Annotated in this window: 19 protein-coding genes; 10 read left to right on the top strand and 9 right to left on the bottom strand. The window is 70.7% G+C overall.

Going from position 1 to position 20,391, the window contains the following annotated elements; genetic code table 11:
* Positions 1–146 precede the first annotated feature (146 nt).
* Positions 147–2,492: a hypothetical protein gene (locus KIH74_RS00775; RefSeq protein ID WP_214153360.1), complete on the bottom strand. Its 2,346-nt coding sequence runs from the start codon at positions 2,490–2,492 to the stop codon at positions 147–149.
* A gap of 526 nt (positions 2,493–3,018) precedes the next feature.
* Between KIH74_RS00775 and KIH74_RS00770 the strand changes: the two genes are divergently transcribed.
* The gene (locus KIH74_RS00770) at positions 3,019–3,963 is read left to right on the top strand and encodes a glycosyltransferase family 2 protein (RefSeq protein ID WP_214153359.1); all 945 of its coding nucleotides are present in this window, start codon (positions 3,019–3,021) and stop codon (positions 3,961–3,963) included.
* A gap of 96 nt (positions 3,964–4,059) precedes the next feature.
* Here KIH74_RS00770 and KIH74_RS38250 read toward each other — a convergent pair whose 3' ends face one another.
* Entirely contained in the window at positions 4,060–5,238 is a 1,179-nt protein-coding gene (locus KIH74_RS38250; RefSeq protein WP_214153358.1) for a glycosyltransferase, read from the bottom strand.
* A gap of 295 nt (positions 5,239–5,533) precedes the next feature.
* Between KIH74_RS38250 and KIH74_RS00760 the strand changes: the two genes are divergently transcribed.
* Both KIH74_RS00760 and KIH74_RS00755 read left to right on the top strand, forming a co-directional pair.
* The gene (locus tag KIH74_RS00760; RefSeq protein ID WP_214153356.1) at positions 5,534–6,505 is read left to right on the top strand and encodes a glycosyltransferase family 2 protein; all 972 of its coding nucleotides are present in this window, start codon (positions 5,534–5,536) and stop codon (positions 6,503–6,505) included.
* Positions 6,502–8,157, top strand: coding sequence for an FAD-dependent oxidoreductase (locus tag KIH74_RS00755; RefSeq protein WP_214153354.1), 1,656 nt, complete (start codon positions 6,502–6,504; stop codon positions 8,155–8,157). The genes KIH74_RS00760 and KIH74_RS00755 overlap by 4 nt, the downstream gene beginning before the upstream one ends.
* Positions 8,158–8,215: 58 nt before the next feature.
* Here KIH74_RS00755 and KIH74_RS00750 read toward each other — a convergent pair whose 3' ends face one another.
* A complete protein-coding gene (locus KIH74_RS00750) occupies positions 8,216–8,425 on the bottom strand; it encodes a DUF397 domain-containing protein (protein ID WP_246570865.1) in 210 nt (69 codons plus the stop codon).
* Positions 8,426–8,441: 16 nt separating this feature from the next.
* The gene (locus tag KIH74_RS00745) at positions 8,442–9,287 is read right to left on the bottom strand and encodes a helix-turn-helix domain-containing protein (RefSeq protein ID WP_214153353.1); all 846 of its coding nucleotides are present in this window, start codon (positions 9,285–9,287) and stop codon (positions 8,442–8,444) included.
* Between the two features lie 763 nt (positions 9,288–10,050).
* Here KIH74_RS00745 and KIH74_RS00740 point away from each other — a divergent pair.
* The 3 genes from KIH74_RS00740 (at position 10,051) to KIH74_RS00730 (ending at position 12,804) form a co-directional block, all read left to right on the top strand.
* A complete protein-coding gene (locus KIH74_RS00740) occupies positions 10,051–11,454 on the top strand; it encodes an NAD(P)/FAD-dependent oxidoreductase (protein WP_214153350.1) in 1,404 nt (467 codons plus the stop codon).
* A gap of 97 nt (positions 11,455–11,551) precedes the next feature.
* Positions 11,552–12,346 carry a HipA family kinase gene (locus KIH74_RS00735; RefSeq protein WP_214153349.1) on the top strand — a complete coding sequence of 265 codons (795 nt, stop codon included), beginning with the start codon at positions 11,552–11,554 and terminating at the stop codon, positions 12,344–12,346.
* Positions 12,343–12,804, top strand: coding sequence for a DUF3037 domain-containing protein (locus KIH74_RS00730; RefSeq protein WP_308113486.1), 462 nt, complete (start codon positions 12,343–12,345; stop codon positions 12,802–12,804). The genes KIH74_RS00735 and KIH74_RS00730 overlap by 4 nt, the downstream gene beginning before the upstream one ends.
* On the opposite strand, the gene KIH74_RS00725 is transcribed toward KIH74_RS00730, so the two are convergent.
* The 3 genes from KIH74_RS00725 to KIH74_RS00715 form a co-directional block, all read right to left on the bottom strand.
* Positions 12,801–13,049: a PspC domain-containing protein gene (locus tag KIH74_RS00725; RefSeq protein WP_214153348.1), complete on the bottom strand. Its 249-nt coding sequence runs from the start codon at positions 13,047–13,049 to the stop codon at positions 12,801–12,803. The two genes, KIH74_RS00730 and KIH74_RS00725, sit on opposite strands and share 4 nt — an antisense overlap.
* 109 nt (positions 13,050–13,158) lie before the next feature.
* Entirely contained in the window at positions 13,159–14,016 is an 858-nt protein-coding gene (locus KIH74_RS00720) for a hypothetical protein (protein WP_214153346.1), read from the bottom strand.
* A 234-nt stretch (positions 14,017–14,250) separates the two neighbouring features.
* A complete protein-coding gene (locus KIH74_RS00715; protein ID WP_214153344.1) occupies positions 14,251–14,913 on the bottom strand; it encodes a hypothetical protein in 663 nt (220 codons plus the stop codon).
* A gap of 18 nt (positions 14,914–14,931) precedes the next feature.
* Here KIH74_RS00715 and KIH74_RS00710 point away from each other — a divergent pair, with 18 nt between their 5' ends.
* The 4 genes from KIH74_RS00710 to KIH74_RS00695 all read left to right on the top strand — a co-directional run bounded on the left by KIH74_RS00710 (position 14,932) and on the right by KIH74_RS00695 (position 18,679).
* Positions 14,932–15,108, top strand: coding sequence for a hypothetical protein (locus KIH74_RS00710; RefSeq protein WP_214153342.1), 177 nt, complete (start codon positions 14,932–14,934; stop codon positions 15,106–15,108).
* A 130-nt stretch (positions 15,109–15,238) separates the two neighbouring features.
* Positions 15,239–15,424: a hypothetical protein gene (locus tag KIH74_RS00705; RefSeq protein ID WP_214153340.1), complete on the top strand. Its 186-nt coding sequence runs from the start codon at positions 15,239–15,241 to the stop codon at positions 15,422–15,424.
* Positions 15,421–16,188, top strand: coding sequence for an ABC transporter ATP-binding protein (locus tag KIH74_RS00700; protein WP_214153339.1), 768 nt, complete (start codon positions 15,421–15,423; stop codon positions 16,186–16,188). Before KIH74_RS00705 ends, KIH74_RS00700 begins: the two co-directional genes overlap by 4 nt.
* Position 16,189: 1 nt before the next feature.
* Positions 16,190–18,679, top strand: a complete 2,490-nt coding sequence (locus KIH74_RS00695) for an FtsX-like permease family protein (RefSeq protein WP_214153336.1) — start codon at positions 16,190–16,192, stop codon at positions 18,677–18,679.
* A 3-nt stretch (positions 18,680–18,682) separates the two neighbouring features.
* Here KIH74_RS00695 and KIH74_RS00690 read toward each other — a convergent pair whose 3' ends face one another.
* Together KIH74_RS00690 and KIH74_RS00685 are read right to left on the bottom strand one after the other, a co-directional pair.
* The gene (locus tag KIH74_RS00690; protein WP_214153334.1) at positions 18,683–19,168 is read right to left on the bottom strand and encodes a glutathione peroxidase; all 486 of its coding nucleotides are present in this window, start codon (positions 19,166–19,168) and stop codon (positions 18,683–18,685) included.
* Positions 19,165–20,214 carry a LacI family DNA-binding transcriptional regulator gene (locus KIH74_RS00685; protein ID WP_214153333.1) on the bottom strand — a complete coding sequence of 350 codons (1,050 nt, stop codon included), beginning with the start codon at positions 20,212–20,214 and terminating at the stop codon, positions 19,165–19,167. Before KIH74_RS00685 ends, KIH74_RS00690 begins: the two co-directional genes overlap by 4 nt.
* Positions 20,215–20,391 lie beyond the last annotated feature (177 nt).

Genomic DNA, 20,391 nt, shown 5'->3' with positions numbered 1-20,391 from the left:
GGCGGTTCCGCCAGCGGCGCCGGGCAGTTCACCGGTCATCCGCCCAGCCATCCGCCCGGCCGGACGCGGAACGGGGCCGATCACCGCGGTGATCGGCCCCGTTCCGGGCTGGCGTCTGGCGTGTGCTGTGCTGTGCCTTGTACGGCTCAGCGGCCCTGGTGGTCCTGGGAGTCCGGGAACGGCCAGGGGTCGGCCTGCGGCGGCTGTGCCTGCGGACGTCGCCGGCCCGGCCCCTGCCGCCCCTGCTCGTACTGCTCGTACTGGTCGTCCCCGTAACCGTTCTCACCGGTGAGGTTCTCGAAGCCCGGGTATCCGCCGCCGGGGGTCTGCTGGCCGTGCTGCGCCTGCTGACCGGGGGCCTGCTGACGGCTGCGCCGCCGGGCGTCCGGGTACTGCTGGTCATCGGGATAGGGCTGACCGCCCGAGCCCGGCCGACCCCCCGGGTACGGCTGACCACCCGAGTGCGGCCCGCTCGGATACGGACGACTGACCGAGTACTGCTGACCGCCTACCGGCTGCTGACCGGCCGCGTACTGCCCGCCGCCGGTAGAACCCGCGTCGCGGTAACCGGCATCGCCGTAACCGTTTTCGTCGTAACCGTTTTCGTCGTAACCGTTTTCCTCGTAACCGTTCTCGCGGTACCCCCAGGCATCCTCGAAGCCCCGAGCGCCCTGGTGACCACGAGCGTCCCCGAAACCCTGACCCCCTTGGCGACCACGAGCGTCCTCAAACCCCTGAGCGCCCTGGCGCCCACGGGCGTCCCCGAGATTCTGGGCATCCGGCTCGCCCGGCCGCCCCTGGACGGCCTGGCGGTAGTCCTGCTCGGACGTGTTCTCCCAGGGCGCCCGGAACTTCGGTTGCGCGTCCGGCGCCTGTGGATCGCGGTCCTGCCGCACGGCCACCGTCGGCTCCTGCGGGCCGTAGCCGCCGGGGGCCGGCCACTCCGACGGAGTGCCCTGCCGCACCGCGACCGTGGGTTCCTGGGGGTCGTAACCGCCCTGGCTGGGCCAGACCTGCTCTCCGGGGCGCGGGGCGAACCCGTCCGGACGGTGGTCCTCACGGGCCCAGGTGCGCTCCTCGGCCTGCTGCCCACCGTAGATCTGCTCGGGCTCCTCGCGGGCCCAGCGGTCCTGCTCGTCCTGGTCCCAGAAGGGCCGGCCGTCGTGGCGCTCGAACTCGTCGTCGCGTCGGGGCTGCGGGGTGCGGGGGGCGCCGTCGTCCTCCTCCTCGCTGGTCCAGTCACGCGGCATCCGGTCAGCCCGCACGAAAATCGTCCAGCAGGCCACGAAACCGGTGACCTGGGCGATGGCGAAGCCCCAGGCCGCACCCTGACCGCCCCAGACCGCGCCCATGCCGGCCCCGAGGCCCAGCATCAGCGGGGCCTGCACGAAGGTGACCCGCAGCATCTGGTCGGCGCGGCGCAGGGCCTTGAGGCCGAGGCTGGCGCCGAGCACGAAGCCCACCGTGAGCGTGACGATGCCCATCGGCAGCATCACCTGGCGGGCGCTGTCCCAGGTGTCGCCCAGGAACTGCTTGCCGATCGAGGTGGGCACGACCAGCAGGATCAGCACCCAGACGCTGGCCATGCCACCGATCGCGACGCTCAGCATGATCGCGTGCTTGACCAGCGACTTGCCCGACAGTGCGGTGCGCGACAGCAGCGGCAGCCCGAACGACGAGATGCCGGAGAACAGCAGGTTCAGCGGGCCGAGCAGGGTCTGCGAGGCCCGGATGGCACCGATCGCCACCGTGCCGACGATGCCGGCGATCACGTAGGACGCCAGCGTGGTGGCGCCCTGGTTGAACGAGAAGTCCAGGCCCATCTTCACGTTGATGTCGCGGGTCTCGCGGTACCAGGCCAGCGCCTCGAACGGGTCGGGCACCACCCGGGTCTGCATGATGCCGATGAGCGCGGCCACCAGGCCGCCGGCGCCCCAGGCCAGGGTGATCAGCAGCACCGACGGCTCGTCGGAGGTCAGCAGCACACCGAGCAGGGCGAACTGGATCAGGGTGCGCACGCCGTCGTTGATGGTGGCGGTGCGCGGGCGGCCCTCGGCGAAGAAGGCGCTGCGCCAGGTCTCCTGGAGCATCAGGCCGGGCATCGCGATGCCCAGGCCGAGGATGCCGGCGGCGCTGCGGTCGTCGAGGAAGAACGAGGCGATCACGCAGATCACGCCGCTGAGCACACCGAAGCTGATGGCCGCGCCGGTGGCCTGCCGGGAGGCACGGCGCCGGGTGTGCCGGTCGGCGTCGGTGAACCGGACCACGTAGGGGTCGCCGACCATCGCCTTGCCCAGGCCGATCAGGAAGGTGAAGGTGACCAGCATCAGGCTGAACGAGGCGAAGTCGTTCTTCGACACCTCACGCGCCACCACGATGGACAGCGCGAAGTTGGCCAGACTGGAGAGCGCCTGGTCGGCGAAGGTCCAGATGATGCGGCTCTTGTTGGAGGGGCCCGAGCCGGTCTCCGGCTCGGTGTCGGCCGGGTCCATGTGAACGTGTCTGCCGGTTACGGGCACAGGGCACCCACCTGCCGACCGAGCGGGCGGCGAGCTGATCGGCTTGGGGCTGGCTCGAGGGCGCCGGTGCGGCCGGGCATTCACGCACACCTTTCGGATCGCGGTCGACGGACCAGGACGGCACCGTCGAGGACGATCGACCAGCACGTCTACGAGCGGTTCGATCGGCACTGCCTCCCTGAGCGGGAGCGCAGCCGGAGTCATCACAGGGAGCTTCCGGCGTCTCAGCCTACCTTCACGTCCCGTCAGGTACGTCCGTTTCCTCTCCGTGCACCTGATTGGCGCTATCCGTAGCCAAAAACGAGGTCAACCCTGCCCTAAGCTCATCTCAGGTCAGCCAAACGGATGACACACACCCGATTGCCACGTGAACCACAGTTCAAGGGCATTAACTAAGACAGCACATCTCTCAGCTCGCTCTCAGGTGAGCTTAGGGTGTACGAGGAAACCTTTAAGAGTAAGTTGCGAACGTGTTGCCTACGGAGAGGCTTGGTCTGAAATGCCGTCTGTGAGCGTGGTGATCGCCTGCCGTAACGCCGCCGACACTCTCGGCATCCAATTGGAAGCCCTGGCCCAGCAGCGGTACTCCGACACCTGGGACGTACTGATCAGCGACAACGGGTCCACCGACCACACCCGCCTGGTGGCCCTGCGCTACTCCGACCGGCTCCCCGGTCTCCAGATCGTGGACTCGTCGGACAAGCCCGGCGCCGGTCACGCCCGCAACGTCGCCGCCACCGTGTCCACCGCCGACTTCCTGGCCTTCTGCGACGCCGACGACGAGGTCGCCCCAGACTGGCTGACCACCATGATGGCCGCGCTCGAGCGCAACCCGTTCGTGGCCGGCAGCTTCGAGTCGCGCAAGCTCAACTCCGACCGGGTTCTGCGCTCCCGCCCGCTCCAGCAGAGCACCGGTCTCCAGGAGTCCCCGTTCGGTCCGGGCCTGCCGCACGCCGGTGCCGGCAACATGGGCATCCGCCGCGACATCTTCCTGTCCGTCGGCGGCTTCGACCAGGCCGTCGGCACCCTGGAAGACACCGACCTGTGCTGGCGGGTGCAGCTCGCGGGCACTCCCCTGATCTTCGCCCACGACGCCGTGGTGCATGTCCGGCTGCGGTCCTCGTTCAGCAAGATGTGGCGGCAGGGCTGGAACTACGGCCATGCCGCCGCCCTGCTCGAGCGGCGCTACGGCAACAAGCCGATCGCCAGCGTCACCGCCGTCACCACCTCGCTCGCGGTGATCAAGGCGACGCAGGAGCGCGAGACGACGTCGCAGCCCAACCCGATCGCCTCGGCCCTCAAGCTGCTGCGCGAGAACCCCACCCCCGGCGCCCTGATGTGGGCCGTGGGCTGGCATGTCGGTCACCGGGCCTACGCCGACGACGAGCTGCCGGCGCTGCCCGCCACCGCCGACGACGGCAACCGGATGCGCCAGGCCGGCTGACCCGGCAGAAGGTCTGCGAGCGCCGCGGGACGCAAGAAGAACGGGCGCCCTCCCCGAACCGGGAAGGGCGCCCTTCGTGCGTCCGTGAACTGCTGGTCAGCGCTCCAGGAAGTCCAGCAGCGGCTGGAGCGTGACGTCCCAGGAGTAGTGCTTGCGCACCCAGTCCTGGGCCAGGGCCGAGGTGTCGCGCGGCGAGCGGAGCCGGGCCACCACGGTGTCGGCGAACAGCTGCGGGTCGATCTTCAGCCGGTCCACCAGCTCGGACGGGATGTCTTCGAGACCGGAGGCGCCGACGTCGGTGGAGACGATGTCGATACCGGCCGCCAGGTACTCCAGAATCTTGATCCGCGAACCGCCGCCGGACAGCAGCGGCACGATGCCGAGCACGTGGGCGTCCAGCACCGTGGCCATCACCGGCGGGTTGGCCAGCAGGGTGATGCCGTCGGGCGAGCAGGCCTGGGTGACGGCCTTGCCGGGGTTACGGCCGGCGATGGTCACCGTGGCGTCGGGGATCTGGGCCCGGATCAGCGGCCAGACCTTCTCCGAGAACCAGACGATGCCGTCGATGTTCGGCTCCCAGTCCAGGGCGCCGGAGAAGACCATCGAGTTGGCCGGGCGGTTACCGGAGGGCGTGACCTGCCCGGCGAAGATGCCGTTGCGGCAGACGATCCGGCCGCGCTTGGGGTTGAGCGCGCGGGCGTCGGCCTCGGTGCACACCATCACCGGGTAGCGGTCGGCGACGTGCGCCTCCAGGTGACGCAGCAGCCGGACCTCGGCGCTCATCGCCACCTTGTCCTTGGCCGAGGTGGCCAGCCGGGCGCGCTGGTTCATCAGGTCGGACTCGATGTTGTGCATGCTGACGACCACGGTGTCGGCCCCCGCGGCCACCTCGTCGGCCAGGCCGGCCAGCGCGGTGTGGTCGATGATCGCCACGTCGTAGCGGCCCTCGGCGCCGTTCCACAGGTTGTCGAGCAGCTTCGAGCCGCCGGTGCGCAGACCGCTCAGCGACTTGTAGCGCACGGCGGTGCGCACCTGACGCAGCACGTCGCCGCCGGAGGCCCGGCCCGGGTGCTCCTCCAGGGGACGCCCCGGCCCCTTCGAGACGACGCCGTCCGGGCTCACCACAGTGGTGTCGTAGCGGGTGGACAGGGTCTCCAGGATGGCCAGGGTGCGCAGGGTGCCGCCCGAGGTGGGGGACGCGGAGAACTCCTTGGTCACCAGCAGACAGCGAGGGGTGCCGGCGGAGCCGGGCGCGGGAACGTCAGTCGTGGGCACCCCCCGACCCTAACGACTGCCGGGGCCGGATGCGGCGCCCGCACGGGTAAGAGCAACCCGTGGATCACGCCGGATCGCTCTCGGTGAGGGCCGCTCACCGGGCGTCCGATTGCGGCAACCCCTTCTGCAAGCGCGGCTTTGAGAGCTAAAGTCCGAGGCCGGACCAGGGGTGGCCGCATGAGGCCGCGGAAAATCCGGACAGTCCCGATTCACGAAACATGCAGGGACTATCCTCCGAGCGTCAAGCAAACGATCAAGACAGGATCAAGCACATGGTCCCCATGGACGGCGCATCATGACCGTGCACCAGCCCGCGGTCACCGTGTGCATCCCCACCTTCAACCGGCGGGAACTGCTCAGCAGGAGCTTGCAGAGTGTCCTCGATCAGTCCTTAGAAGACGCTGAGATCATCGTCTCGGACAACGCCTCCACCGACGACACGGAGGAGTACGTCCGCTCGATCCGGGACCCGCGCGTGCGCTACGACCGGCTCCCCACCAACATCGGCCTGTTCGGCAACCTTTCGCGCTGCCTGACTCTGGGCACCGGCCGCTACCGGGTGATGCTGCCGGACGACGACTCGATGCTGCCCGGCAACCTGGCGGCCAAGGTCGCCTTCCTGGACGCCAACCCGACGGCCGGCATGGTGCACTCCGCGTTCCGTTACCTGGACGACGGACCCGAGCCGTTCGGTGAGACGCAGAACTGGTCGCGGCTGGAGACCGACACCCTGGAGCCGGGGATCGCGTTCCTGCGCCGTTCTCTGGCCGTCGGCGGCATCGTCTGTGTCTCCTCGGTGATGACCCGCAGCTCGCTGGTCGCCGACGAGCGCTTCGACGTCTCCGACGGGCCCTACGCCGACATCGCCCTGTGGTGCCGGATCGCCAGCCGCTCCGACGTCGGTTTCCTGACCGCCCCGCTGTCCGGCTACATGGTGCACGACGGCTCGGCCAGTTCCGGCTTCCAGCTGGTGCGGGTCAGCGCCGGTCAGCACCAGATGACCGCGCAGCACGCCGACGCCACGCTCCAGGCGCACGGGCGCTTCGTGCAGCGCGCCGACATCTCCGCCGAGCTGCGCACCGAGCTGGCCGGGATCGTGGCCGAGGCGGACCGCCGCATGCGGCTGACCGTGCTGGCCAACCGCACCATCCCGCCGAACGCCCTGCGCGTGCTCAAGCGCGCGGTGGGCTGGGGCAAGGGCAGCGCCCTGCACCGGCATCTCTCCCTGGACGGCAACACCGGAGGCGGGCCGGAGGCGATCGCGTGAGCGAGACCCCGATCGAGGCCGACGTCTGCATCGTCGGGGCCGGGCCGGCCGGCCTGTCCACCGCCAGCGTGCTGGCCGCGGCGGGTGTGCGGGTGGTGCTGCTGGAGGGCGGCGCCGAGGGCACCTGGCGGCAGCTGCCCGACGTGCTCTCCGAGGGTGAGGACGCCTACCCGCAGAGCAGCATCTCCGAGACCCGGGGCTCGGGCATCGGCGGTACCGCCGGGCAGTGGAGCTACCGGATGCGGAACCTGGACGCCGACCCGGAGGCCGGCGAACGCGGCTGCCGGTACGCGCCGCTCGACCCGGTCGACTTCGAGCGGCGCGAGGCGGTGCCGCACTCCGGCTGGCCGCTGACCCGTTCCGACCTGGATCCCTGGTACGTCAAGGCCCAGAAGATCGCCGGGCTGGGCGAATTCGCCTACCACCCGAACTCCTGGAGCACCCCGCAGGCGCAGCCGCTGGAGCTGCACCCCTCGATCGTCGAGACCCAGATGTTCCAGTTCGCTCCGGCCTCGGCCTGGATCGAGCGGGTGGCCGGGGCCCTGCGCTCGCGCGAGGGCGTGCTGATCCTGACCGACGCCAACGTGACCCGCCTGGAGGTCGACACCGCCGGCACCACGGTGACGGGCGTGCACTTCGCCCGGACGTCCGGTGCGAACGGCTCGGTGCGGGCCCGGGCGGTCGTGCTGGCCGCCGGCGGGGTCGAGACCGCCCGGCTGCTGCTGATGTCCGACGACCGGATCTCCGGCGGCCTGGGCAACTCCAAGGACCAGGTGGGCCGGTACTGGATGGAGCACCCGCTGGTGCGCGGCGGCATGCTGGTCGCCCGGCCGGGTTCCCGGCTGGGCGAGCGGCTGAGGCTGTACGACGCGCACTGGCAGGGCTCGACCAAGGTGATGGCCAAGCTCTCGGTCGCGGCCGAGCGCGTGCGCTCCGAGGGCCTGCTCTCGACGAGCTGCCTGTTCCTTCCCCGGCAGGAGGTGATCGCGGGCAACGCCGTTCAGGCCTACACCGAGATCCGCAGCCCTTCCGGCCGATCCTCCGGCCTGGGCCGCCGGGCCGTGCTGGGTGCCCGGATCGCGCTCGGCGCGGGCAGCCTGATGGCCGCCCGCAAGGCGATCGCGGTGCAGCCCGGCCTGGACCTGTCCGGCTGGTCCACCCAGCCCGATGCCAAGCAGTACTCGGTGTTCGAGATCGTGCACCAGACCGAGCAGTCCCCCGACCCGGACAACCGGATCGTGCTGGACCGCAGCAACGTGGACCGGTTCGGCCGGCCGCTGCCGGTGCTGCACTGGCGCTGGACCCCGCAGGACCGGCAGCGGATCACCCGCTCGCGTGACATCTACGCCGACGCCTTCGCCTCGGCCGGGCTGGGCGACTTCGTGCAGACCGACTGGGACAACGGCCAGCCGCGGATGATCGGCGGCAACCACCACCACCTGGGCGGGGTGCGGATGTCACCCGACCCGGGCAGCGGCGTGGTCGACTCCGACGCCCGGGTGCACGACCTGGGCAACCTGTTCGTGGCCGGCAGCTCGGTGTTCCCGACCGGCGGCTCGGTGAACCCGACGCTGACGATCGTGGCGCTGTCGCTGCGCCTGGGCGCCCACCTGGTGCGCAGGCTGCCGGAACTGCCGCAGCTGCACCCCTGAACCGCCCCCTCCCGTGAGAAGGACCCAGGCCGTCGGCCTGGGTCCTTCTCACGTCGGCCTAGGGGTGGCGCAGCTCACCCTCGGCGACGCCCTGGATGAACGCCGTCCACTCGCCCCTGGTGAAGCGCAGAACCGGCCCCTGAGGGTCCTTGCTGTCACGCAGAGCTACACGACCTTCACCCAGGAAAGCGACTTCCACGCAATTCCCATTGACGCCGGAGCGACTGGACTTGATCCAAGCCACATTGGCCAGCTCGTCAGTTCGCATTGCCCTGTTCCGTCCTTCATCGCAGTCGGTCCATCACCATGCGCGCTGATTCGGCAGGTGATGCGGCCGTGGCCCGCAAATGGTCGAAGGCAACAGTACAGGCCCGAACCTCGTCCTCCGTCTCGCGAAACATGCTCCCGGCCATGGTTTCAACACAGGCCACGGGCGGATCGGGATCGGGGAAGTCGAGGAGCGAGAACGAGCCGAGCATGCCGACATGAGATCCGGCGCTAAAAGGCACAACCTGAAAAGTAACGTTCGGCAATTCCATCATCGACAGCAAGTGTTCAAATTGCTCACGCATCACCGTGGGCCCTCCGACCACGCGATGAAGTACGGCTTCGTCGACAATGGCCCAGAGAGCCAGGGGATTACTGCGCGTTAACAAATCCTGACGCCCGACCCGGATCTTCGTCTGGAGGTCGATCTGGTCGATGGGCAGCAGCGGGTTCTGGCCGGCCGAGCTGGCATGCACGTAGCCGGCGGTCTGGAGCAGCCCGGGCACGAGCAGCGACTCGTAGTTGCGCACCGAGGCGGCTTCCGACTCCAGCTGGATGTACATGCTGTACTCCTCCGGGATCGACCCGGCGAAGGGCTGCACCCAGCCTTTCTCACCCGCCGCCTTGAGCAGCGCGAACAACGCGTCGCGCTCCTCCGGGGCGACTTGGTACAGCTCCAGGAGACTGGTCAGGGTGCGCCGTTGCGGGCGCCCCTTGGCGGTCTCCAGCCGGTACAGCGTGGCGACATTGATGTCGGTCTTGCCTGCCACGTCCTCCCGGCTCATCCCGGCTGCACCACGCAGCCGTCGCAGCTCACTCGCGAGTCTGCGCATGCGAACGGTCGGCGGCGTGCGCGAGGCCATGGCCCTCATCCTTTCGGTCAGACGTTTCCGCGGACAAGCACAAAATGAGTTTGCAATCCTTGCATTTACTCGTTGGTCACTCGTATTGTTACGGCATGGCGCGGGGATGAACGAGTCCCTCCCGTTCACCCCGCGCCCACCAACTTCTCTCCCCGTGAACATTCCGGGAAGTCCGACCGGCCCACCGGCGTCCCGCCCCCGCCGGGCCACAAGCACCACCGGTGCCGGGCCCTGCGACACTGGCCACGACGGCCCACCCCCCGGCGAGTGCCCGGATCACCTTGGATAACCTTTCAGTCTCGACGCGCTGGCGAAGCTGACAGGCCGCGTCGCACGCGAACCGCCCGGCCGGTGACAACCACGCCGGTCGCGCCGCATCCGAGTAGAGCCAGCCCGGACGACGCCAACCTCGCCGTCCGCAGCCGGCGGCACCACCTGAACGCAGCGACGCGCACGACCTGATCGCAAGATGCACGGTAGATCCGTGCGACGAACGGTCGGACGTGAGTGGCGCCGGACACAGTGGTCCGCCAGGACGGCTCAACCCGATGCCGACACCCGCCGACCCAACACCGACGGGCGAGGCGAACCCGGCGCCGAAGATGTCGCCAAACCACGCCTGAGCAGCACTGACGTGCATGTGCGCCAATCTGCCGGGCGAATCGGACAGCTGGGCACAAACCCTTGCCGCCGTCTGTTTCAGATGGTGCGAATGCAACACTGAGCGCTCGTGGCAAGACCTTCGGGAGTGGAAAAAGACACGATGTCGAATCAACCTGCACAGCCCCGCGACACTGCCGCCAAGCCGGCACGCGAGCGGGTTGTCGTTATCGGGTCCGGTTTCGGTGGCCTCTTCGCCACCCGCAAGCTGGCCAGGACCGACGTCGACGTCACCGTCATCGCCAAGACCTCGCACCACCTCTTCCAGCCTCTGCTGTACCAGGTGGCCACCGGCGTGCTGTCCCAGGGCGAGATCGCCCCGGCGACGCGCGAGGTGCTCCAGGGCCAGAAGAACGCCCGGGTGCTGCTCGGTGAGGTCACGACGATCGACGTCGACGCCAAGACCGTCACCTCGGTGACGTCCGTCGGGTTCGAGACGGTGACCCCGTACGACACCCTCATCGTCGCGGCCGGCGCCGGCCAGTCCTACTTCGGTAACGATCACTTCTCCGAGTTCGCACCCGGCATGAAGAGCATCGACGACGCCCTGGAGCTGCGTGGCCGCATCTTCGGCGCCTTCGAGCTGGCCGAGGTCAGCGAGGACCCGGAGGAGATCCAGCAGTGGCTGACCTTCGTGGTGGTCGGCGCGGGCCCCACCGGTGTGGAGATGGCCGGCCAGATCGCCGAGCTGGCGCACCGCACTCTCAAGCGCGACTTCCGCAAGATCGACCCGACCAAGGCCCGCGTGCTGCTGCTCGACGCCGCGCCGGCCGTGCTGCCGCCGTTCGGTGAGAAGCTCGGCAAGAAGGCGCAGGGTCAGCTGGAGAAGATGGGCGTCGAGGTCCAGCTCGACGTCAAGGTCGTGAACGTGGACGACGACGGCGTCGACGTGATCGACCCCGACGGCAGCCCCCGCCGCATCGACGCCCGCACCAAGGTGTGGGCCGCCGGCGTGCAGGCCTCGCCGCTGGGCAAGCAGCTGGCCGAGCAGACCGGCGCCGAGATCGACCGGGCCGGCCGCGTGCTGGTCGAGGAGGACTGCACCCTCCCCGGTCACCCGGAGATCTTCGTGATCGGCGACATGATGTCGCTCAAGCGCTACCCCGGTGTCGCCCAGGTGGCGATGCAGCAGGGCAAGTACGCCGCGAAGACCATCCAGCACCGGCTCAAGCACCCGGACGGCAGCAAGCTCGAGCCGTTCGAGTACTTCGACAAGGGCAGCATGGCCACCGTCTCGCGCTTCCACGCGGTGGCCAAGATCAACGAGCGCATCCAGCTCTCCGGCTTCATCGCCTGGCTGATGTGGCTGGCCGTTCACCTGGTGTACCTGATCGGCTTCAAGAACCGGGTGACCACCCTGATGCACTGGGCCATCACCTTCATCGGCCGGGGCCGCTCCGAGCGCACCGTCACCGAGCAGCAGGTCACCGCCCGCATGGCCCTGCACCGCGAGAAGCTCGCGGAGCAGGCCGAGCAGGCCGGGGCCGCGAAGAACGGCGCCGCGTAACCACACAGCGGTGAAATTGAGGACGACGCCGGGCCGTGCGGGCCCGGCGTCGTCCCCTGTTTGTCGGCCGCCACCCCCGACCCCCTACCCTGACCACGTGCTTCGAACCGTGTCCGCGACCGCCTACCTCACCCCGTTCCGGGAGGGCGGGTCGCTGCCCGGGCTGGTCGAGGCGGACGACGACGGGATGTACGTGGTCAAGTTCCGCGGCGCCGGGCAGGGCACCGCATCGCTGGTGGCCGAGGTCGTGGTGGGCGAGCTGTCGCGCCGGCTCGGCGTGCGGGTGCCGGAGCTGGTCCGGATCACGGTGGACGGCCGGATGGCCCGCCTGGAGCCGGACGAGGAGGTGCAGGACCTCCTCACCAACAGCGCGGGTGAGAACCTCGGCATGGACTACCTGCCGGGCTCGTTCGGCTACGACGGCATGCACTGGCAGCCGCCGGCGCCCGAGGCGGCCACGATCCGCTGGATCGACGCGTTCGCCGCGAACATCGACCGCACCTGGCGCAATCCGAACCTGCTGGTCTGGCACCGCGATCTGTGGGCGATCGACCACGGCGCGTCGCTGGTGTTCCAGCACGCCTGGCCTCCGGTGGAGCGCTGGGCCACCCGGCGCTACGACCTGAGCGAGCACATCCTGGCCCCGGTGGCCGACACCCTCCCGGCGGCCGAGCTGGACGCCCTGGACGCCTCACTGGCGGCACGCATCACCCCGGACCTGCTGACCGAGGTGACGGGCCTGGTGCCGGACGACTGGCTGCTGTCGATGAACGCGGCCATCGGCGACGACCGGGACGCGGACGCCTGGCGGGCGCGCTACCAGGAGTACCTGCTGGCCCGGCTGCGCGAGCGCACCGGCTGGCGTCCCGAGCTGGCCGAGGTGGCCTCGTGAGTGCCCGTTCCGGCCTGAACAGCGGGCTGACCAGTGAGCCCGCCGTCGCGAACGTGGAGAGCGGGCAGGACGGGCCCCGGCCGTTCTACTACGCCATGGTGCGCGCCCTGCCCCGGGTGGAGCGTGGGGAGTTCGTGAACCTGGGAGTGGTGCTGTACTCGCAGCACCACGACTTCCTGGCCTGCACACGGCATCTCGACCCGGAGCGGCTGCGCGGGCTGGACCCGCAGGTCGACCTGGACCTGGTGGAGGCCGTGCTGCTGGGCATCTGCTCGGTCTGCGAGGGTGCCCCCGCCGCCGGACTGATCCGGCAGCAGCCGCTGCGCGCCCGCTTCGGCTGGCTCACCGCCCCGCGCAGCACGGTGGTGCAGACGGGGCCGGTGCACTCCGGCCTGACCAGCGATCCCGCGGCCGAGCTGGCAGGCCTGCACCGGCGTCTGGTGCTTCAGCCGCTCTAGCGGACCGGCGCCTGGTACGACGAGTTGCTGTAGGCCTGCTCCTTGGGCATGAGAAGCCACAGCAGCGGGTAGACCAGGATCTGGCTGCCCGGGATCACGATCAGCGTGACGGCGAAGATGACCCGCATCATGGTCGCGCTGATCCCGAACCGCCGGGCCATCCCGGCGCAGACCCCGGCGAGCAGACCGCCGTGCCGCGGACGGGTGAGGCCCTGCTCGTACATGTTCTGATGAACGGTGTTCATGGTGTGGTCACGTCCTCGCTGAGTCCTGGTGTGCTGACCGGTCCAGCCTCCTTCAGGTGTGGATGATCGGCACATCGGGAATCACCCCGGGCACACCCTGAACCGGCCCTCAGAGCGCGTTTCCGGCGGTGATCCCGCTGAACCTGGACAGCACCGCGAACACCAGCGTCGTCGCGAGGATGATCCCGGCGGGCGGCAGCAGCCTCCGCCAGTCCCGGCGCGGTGCGGGCCGCACGGCGAGGTAGACGCAGACCACCGCCACGGTCAGGCCGGCGTACTCGCAGAACTCGGCCCACTCCTGGAGCCGGACGGCGAAGTTCACCTCGCCCGGGACGAACAGCCGGAACACCCGGTAGCCCGGCAGCGAGAGGAAGAGCGGCACGGTGAACAGCGGCGGCGAGACGATCCGCAGGAACGAGCCCGGCCGCGGCCGGCCGAGCCGTCCGTACAGGGCCAGCCCGAGCATGGCCAGGCTGATCAGCAGCTGGAGGTTCTCGAACAGCCGCTCCGGGTCGAAGCCGGTGTCGAAGTTGTGCAGGTTGGTCTCGGCCTGGTGGTTGCCCTCGAAGCCGTCCGGGGTGGCGATGCCGAACACCCGCTGGCCCCAGGAGATCTCCTCGCCGGCCAGGAAGAACCAGCCGAGCACGGCGGTCAGGAGCAGGCCGGCCAGGGCCCACTGACGGTTGCGCACGGCCTGCGGCACGGTCATCCCGGCGACCACCGACACGAACACGCAGCAGGCGAACTGGCCCCACTCGACCGGGAAGTCCTCCTCCAGCATCTTGTCGTAGGCGGGCCGGAAGATCACCGCGGCCGCGAGCAGCGCGGCCAGACTCACCAGGGGCAGCCAGAACAGCCCCCACACCACCGCCCGGGAGAACCCGTCCCCCGCGGCGTCGTCCTCGATCAGCCCGGCCGGGCCACTGCTCCCCCGGCCCCGGACGTCGACTTCCCCCTGCGCCGTCACGATCTCCCCCTGTCAGGTGAACCCCCGGTGGACGGCAGGCGTACGCCAGGCCAATCCACCGCGACCCGGGCGAGGATAGCCAGGGAGGGCACACCCGGGCACGGCTTACCGACCGGTCATGACCTGCACCGATGCGGGGCAGTCCACCGCGGCGTCAGAGATCGGGACGACGACGGGGCGGGACGGCCACGCACGGGTGCGGGGCGCGACGTCCCCCGGAGAGGTGACGCGGCGTCAGGGTTCCGGGATGTCGAGTGTGACCCGGATCTCATCGCCGAGTTGGCTGCCGTCGAGCAGGTCGAGCGTGTCGCCGCTCCAGAAACGACCCGGGTCGTACCAGCCGGGCGGGCGGTCGTCGGGCAGCAGCCCCATCGCCTGGTAGGTGGCGGCGACGACCTCGGCGCAGTAGGCGGTCTCCAGGGCCACGGCCTCCGGCTCCCGGCCGGCCCGGCGCAGGATGCGGACCAGCTTCTTGCTCCCGACCCAGCGCGACATCAGGCCGACGGTGGTGGGGAACGGGGTGCCGGACATCCGGGCGACGACCCGCAGCACGGCGTCCTCGGCGGCGCCGCCCACCTCGGGGTCGAGCTGCCGGAACCAGGCCCGCTGGTGGTATCTGGTGACCCAGGTGGAGACGGCGGCCGACAGGTCGTGCAGCTGGGCGCCACGCCGGTGCTCGCCGGTCCAGACGTCGGGCAGCGACCGGCCGAGCTCGGCGTGCCACATCAGGGGCGGCATGTCTTCGAGCACGACGGCCATACCGACGTGGTTGACCGGAGAGTTGGTGACGGTCTGGATGGCACGGTCGGCGGTGCTGCGGCCGCGGAACAGCCACAGGTCGCCGGTGCGGGTGAGTTCGGTGGCCTCGGACAGGCGAAGCGGCTGTGGCGCGGGCACAGGCCCTACCCTAGGCCGATGGCGAAGCGACGCATCGCATGGTGGAAGCTCCTCGGGCTGGCCGGTGCCGCCGGGGTGGCGGCGGGTGGCGTGCTGGTGGCCCGTAACGAGCGGCAGCGCCGGGCTTACACCCCCGACCAGATCCGCGACCGGCTGCACCGGCGCCTCGACGAGCTCGAGGGGCACGAGGACTAGTTCTCCCCCGGGTACAGCCTGCTGTACCCGGGTTCCGGCAGCTGCCGGGATCGGCCGGCAGGGGTCGGCGTCCCTAGCGTTCAGGTAACGCAAGGGCGTCCGAAACCCCTGCCGGACAAGGAGAACAGCGATGCCGGAGAACACCGGACCGAGTTCCGCGATCGTGATGCCGGCCTGGCTGGCGGTGGTCGGCGGGCTGGTGGGCAACACCGTGGCCTCGTTCGCCGGCGACGTCCTGGTCGTGCACCTCGCTCTCGGCCTGCTCACCACCGCGGGCGTCGTCGCGCTCGTGCTGAACTGGCTGCACCGGCGATGAGCGCCGCCGTCACCGACCGGTCCCCGGCCCACACCCGGGCCCCGGCGATCCGGCTCACCGACGTCGAGAAGGTCTACCGCAACGGGCAGGCCACCGTCACCGCGCTGCACCGGGTCTCGGTGGACGTCGGCCGCGGCGAGTTCGTCGCCGTGATGGGGCCTTCCGGTTCCGGCAAGAGCACGCTCATGCACTGCGCCGCCGGGCTGGACACGCCCAGCAGCGGCGAGGTCACGGTCGACGGCATCGCGATCGGCGGGCTGAGCGAGACCCGGCGCACCGAACTGCGCCGCGAGCGCATCGGTTTCGTCTTCCAGTCGTACAACCTGGTGTCGTCGCTGACCGTGGCTGACAACATCACGCTGCCGCTGCGGATGGCCCGCCGCACCGCCGACCCGGCCTGGGTGGCCGAGCTGGTCGAGCGGGTGGGGCTGACCGAGCGGTTGCATCACCGCCCGGCCGAGCTGTCCGGCGGCCAGCAGCAGCGTGCGGCGATCGCCCGGGCGCTGGTGGCCCGGCCCGCGGTGGTCTTCGCCGACGAGCCGACCGGCGCCCTCGACCTGCGCGCCGCCCGCGAGGTGCTGGCGTTGCTGCGCGGCATGGTGGACGAGCTGGGGCAGACCGTGGTGATGGTGAGCCACGACCCGGCGGCCGCCGCGCACGCCGACCGGGCTCTGGTGATGGCGGACGGCCGGATCGTGGAGACGCTGCACGCGCCGACCGCGGCCGACCTGGCCGGCAGCCTGATCCGGGTCGGGGAGGTCTGAGATGCTCTACCTGGCGGGCCAAATGGCGCGACGGCGGATCGCGGCGCTGATCGCCGTGCTCAGCGCCGTGATCGGTGGGGCCGTGCTGATCACCACCACCGGTGTGCTGGCCGAGTCCGGCCTGCGTTCACATCCGCCGGTGACCCGGCTGACCGGTGCGGACGTGCTGGTCGGCGCTTCCCAGACCTTCACCGGCACCGGCGATCTGCCGGTCGCCCTGCCGGAACGTGCCGTTCTGCCGGCTGATTCGGTGGCCGGGCTGACGGAACTGCCCGGGGTGGAGACGGTGGTGGGTGACATCAGTTTCCCGGCGGCGGTTCTGACGGCCGACGGGCAGCCGGTGGCCACCGCCACGGACCCGGCCGGGGCCGGACACGGCTGGTCCTCGTCGTCCATGACGGAGGGGACGGCCCAGGGGCAGGCCCCCACGGGCGACGCGCAGGTGGCCCTGGGCCGCGCGTTCGGCCTGAGGATCGGCGACACGGTCCAGGTAGTGGCCGACGGCGTGCCGCACCGGGTCACCGTCACCGCACTGGTCGGGACGGACGACGCGGGCATCTACTTCGCCGACGCACGCGCGGCCGAACTGTCCGGCGATGCGGCGAAAGTCGACCTGATTGCCGTCAAAGTTGCTGACGGCCATGCAGCTTCGGTTGCCGACCGGATCCGGAGCAGCCACCCCGACCTGGAGGTGGCCACCGGGGACGCCCGGGGTGACGTGCTCGACCCGCCGATCGGGGCGGCCCGTTCCCTGCTCTCCGCGCTCTCCGGCTCGATGGCCGGCATCACGCTGCTGTTGGTCGGTTTCATCGTGGCCGGGGCACTCGGGGTGTCGATCGAGGGGCAGCGCCGGGAGCTCGCGCTGCTGCGGGCGGTCGGCGCCACCCCGCTCCAGATCCGGCGGCTGGCGGCCGGTCAGGCCACGGTCGCGGTCGTCGTCGCGCTGGTGCCGGGCATCGCGCTCGGCTACCTGCTGGCCGGCCAGGCCCGGCGGCTGCTGGTGCACCTGGACCTGCTGCCGGCCGGCCTGCCACTGGCGATCAGCCCGCTGCCGGCCGTCGGCACCGCGTTGCTGCTGCTGGTCACCGTGCAGATCGCGGCGCGCTGCGCGGCCTGGCGGGTGTCGCGGCGGCCGGCCACCGAGGCGGTCGCCGAGTCGCGCACCGAGGCTCCCGCCACCGGACGCGGCGCACGCATCCGCAACGGCGCCGGGCTGCTGCTGATCTTCGCCGGCACCCTGATGTCGGTGACACCGCTGGTCTCCCGCTCGGTGCTGGCGATCTCCAGCTCCGCCCTGGCCGGCATCATCGCCGCCGTCGGCCTGGCCCTGGCCGGCCCCACCCAACTGGGCCTGCTGAGCGGCCGGCTGAGCCGAACCCTGCCGAGCCGTGTTTCACCCACCGGCTGGCTCGCGGTGTCGAACGTGCACGGCTACGCGCGGCGTTTCGCCGGGGCCGTGACCACCCTGGCGATGGCCGTGGTGTTCGTGCTCACCTACGCCTTCACCCAGACCTCGCTGATGCAGGCCCAGCGGGACGACACGACCACCGGAACCACCGCGCAGTACGGCATCTCGGCGCCAGGCCTGGGCGGGGTGCCGGCCGGGACGCTGAGCGGGGTGAAGGCCGTGGACGGCGTGCGCGGGGCCGCGGAGATCCGGAACACCACCGTACTGTGGAAACACCTGATGCTGGGCGACGTCGAGGTGGAACCCCAGGCCGCGACGGTGGCCGGGCCGGACGCCGCGGGGGTGCTCGACCTCGGCATCACCGACGGCTCACTGGCGGCCCTGCACGGCTCCACCGTGGCCGTCGGCGCCTCGACCGGCCTGGAGGTCGGCGACGAGGCCACCCTCTATCTCGGTGACGGCACCCCGGCCACCGCCGAGGTGGTCGCCGTGTACGACCGCGACCTCGGCTTCGGCACCTTCGTCGCCTCACCCGACCTGGTGGCCGGGCACCTGACGAACGCACTGGCGTCCACCGTTCTGGTCCGGACCGAGAACGCCGATGCACTCTACGGTTTCGTTCAGGACCGGCCGGGCCTGGTGCTCGGCGGAACGGCCACCACGGCGAGCGGGCCGAAGGGCGTGCCGGCCGACGTCTGGATCAACCTGGCGGCGATCGGGGTGCTGCTCGGCTACCTGCTGCTGGGCATCACCAACAAGCTGGTGGCCGCGACCGCCGCGCGCCGGGCCGAGTTCGCCACGTTGCGGCTGAACGGCAGCACGGTGCGGCAGATCCGCTCGATGACACGCCGTGAGGCCGGGCTGATCACGCTGGCGGCCACGGTGACCGGGCTGCTGCTGGCCGCGACCCCGATGGTGTTGCTCGGGCTGGGGCTGCTCGGCCGGCCGTGGCCCGCCGGCCCGGTGTGGCTGGTGCCCGCGACGATCGGCGTGGTGGTACTGATCGGGTTCACCTCGATCGAGCTGGCCACCCGGCAGGCGCTGCGCCTGCCCCCGGCGGAGGCCCTGGCGCAGCGCGAGTAGCCGCTAGCCGAGCTGCTTCTCGATCGCCGCGACCACCTCGGGCGCCTCCGGCTCGGTGCGGGGACGGAACCGGGCGACCACCTCGCCGGCGCCCGACACCAGGAACTTCTCGAAGTTCCACTGCACGTCGCCCGCCTCGCCGGAGGCGTCCGGGTGCGCGGTGAGCCGCTGGTACAGCTCGTCGCGACCCGGGCCGTTCACCTCGGTCTTGGCCAGCATCGGGAAGGTCACCCCGTAGGTGCGCGAGCAGAACGACTCGATCTCCTCGGCGGTGCCCGGTTCCTGCCCGGCGAACTGGTTGCACGGCACGCCGAGCACCGTGAACCCGCGCTCGGCGTAGGTCTTCTGGAGCCGCTCCAGTCCCTCGTACTGCGGCGTCAGGCCGCACTTCGAGGCGACGTTCACGATCAGGATCGGGTTCCCGGCGTACTCACCCAGGGTGGTGGGCTCGCCGGAGAGCGTGGACAGCGGGATCTGGTGAAGGCTCATGGTCCAGGTCTACCCGTTTCCCGAGGTGCATGGACAGCAGCGCGCGGGGGCGCCACGCTGCCCCGGGGCATCGGCTCCGGCGTCAGCACCGTGCGCCGGGGCCGGACCGCCTTCTTGTCGATGGCCTCCACGGCATGGCTGACCACCGCCTCGACCAGGGACTCGACCGGCCAGTGGTAGCTGGACAGCGGGGGCGTGAGCAGCCGGCCGGCCGGCAGGTCGTCGTAGCCAACCACCGAGACGTCTTGCGGCACGGCCAGTCCCAGCTCACGAGCGGCCAGGTACACACCGAACGCGATCGAGTCGGCCAGGCAGAAGAACGCCGTGGGCGGGTCGGGCGTCTTGAGCAGGTCGCGCACCACCGCCGCGGCCCCGTCGAGGTCGTGCGGGCAGCTGCGCACCACCGCGGTGAGCCCCAGGTCGGGCGCCACCTGCTGGACGATCTGCTCGGCCGGGCGGTCGGGCGTGGCCCGGTGCGTGGGGGTGAGCAGGGTGACCCGGGTGTGCCCGGCGGCCGCGAGCAGACGCAGGCCGTGGCTGACCCCGGTGGCGTTGTCGAACACCACCTCGGCCGCGGCCGGCGCGCCGGGCAGCCCGTCGCCGACCGCGACGAGCACGGTGCGATCGGCGGTTTCGGCCCAGTGCGGGGCGTTCGGGTCGACCGGTAGCACGATCAGCGCGTCGACCCGCTGGTCGACCATGCGCTTGGCCAGGGTGATCTCGCGGGCCGGGTCGTTGCCGGCGTCTACCGTGACCGGGTTGCGGCCGGCCCCGAGCAGACCGCGACCGAGCGCCGCGGCGACCTGCTGCTGCCAGCCGTCGGCCAGGGAGCCGCAGAGCACCCCGACGGTCTCGGTGCGGCCGGAGGCGAGCGCGCGGGCGATCGGGTCTGCCTGGTAGCCCAGCCGCTGGGCCGCCTCGCGCACCCGGGCCTGGGTCTCTTCGGTCACCTGCAACCCACGGAGGGCGTAGCTGACGGCCGCCGGGGAGAGCCCGGTGGCGTCGGCGATATCGCGCAGCGTCGGCCGGTGACGCCCCTGTGTCATGCAGTCACCGTAACCGGCAGCACCGACAATTCACTCTTGTCATGATCATGGTGAAGCGCTTCAATGTAGAGAAGTGAAGCGCTTCACCGCAGATGAGGGGCTTCTTGAGCGCGTTGACGGCGACCGCAGATGGTCATCCGCCATTCATTCGCCGTCACTCAACCGGATCCACCGGCC

The sequence above is a fragment of the Kineosporia corallincola genome, assembly GCF_018499875.1.
In the GTDB taxonomy this organism is placed as follows: Bacteria; Actinomycetota; Actinomycetes; order Actinomycetales; family Kineosporiaceae; genus Kineosporia; species Kineosporia corallincola.
This window is presented reverse-complemented; position numbering and strand designations above follow the sequence as displayed.

Bases quoted from the DNA above. Each gene is read 5' to 3' on its own strand.
- KIH74_RS00775 (WP_214153360.1), bottom strand. From the start codon at position 2,492: ATGGACCCGGCCGACACCGAGCCGGAGACCGGCTCGGGCCCCTCCAAC.
- KIH74_RS00770 (WP_214153359.1), top strand. From the start codon at position 3,019: ATGCCGTCTGTGAGCGTGGTGATCGCCTGCCGTAACGCCGCCGACACT.
- KIH74_RS00760 (WP_214153356.1), top strand. From the start codon at position 5,534: ATGACCGTGCACCAGCCCGCGGTCACCGTGTGCATCCCCACCTTCAAC.
- KIH74_RS00750 (WP_246570865.1), bottom strand. From the start codon at position 8,425: ATGCGAACTGACGAGCTGGCCAATGTGGCTTGGATCAAGTCCAGTCGC.
- KIH74_RS00745 (WP_214153353.1), bottom strand. From the start codon at position 9,287: ATGGCCTCGCGCACGCCGCCGACCGTTCGCATGCGCAGACTCGCGAGT.
- KIH74_RS00740 (WP_214153350.1), top strand. From the start codon at position 10,051: ATGTCGAATCAACCTGCACAGCCCCGCGACACTGCCGCCAAGCCGGCA.
- KIH74_RS00725 (WP_214153348.1), bottom strand. From the start codon at position 13,049: ATGAACACCGTTCATCAGAACATGTACGAGCAGGGCCTCACCCGTCCG.
- KIH74_RS00710 (WP_214153342.1), top strand. From the start codon at position 14,932: ATGGCGAAGCGACGCATCGCATGGTGGAAGCTCCTCGGGCTGGCCGGT.
- KIH74_RS00705 (WP_214153340.1), top strand. From the start codon at position 15,239: ATGCCGGAGAACACCGGACCGAGTTCCGCGATCGTGATGCCGGCCTGG.
- KIH74_RS00700 (WP_214153339.1), top strand. From the start codon at position 15,421: ATGAGCGCCGCCGTCACCGACCGGTCCCCGGCCCACACCCGGGCCCCG.
- KIH74_RS00695 (WP_214153336.1), top strand. From the start codon at position 16,190: ATGCTCTACCTGGCGGGCCAAATGGCGCGACGGCGGATCGCGGCGCTG.
- KIH74_RS00690 (WP_214153334.1), bottom strand. From the start codon at position 19,168: ATGAGCCTTCACCAGATCCCGCTGTCCACGCTCTCCGGCGAGCCCACC.
- KIH74_RS00685 (WP_214153333.1), bottom strand. From the start codon at position 20,214: ATGACACAGGGGCGTCACCGGCCGACGCTGCGCGATATCGCCGACGCC.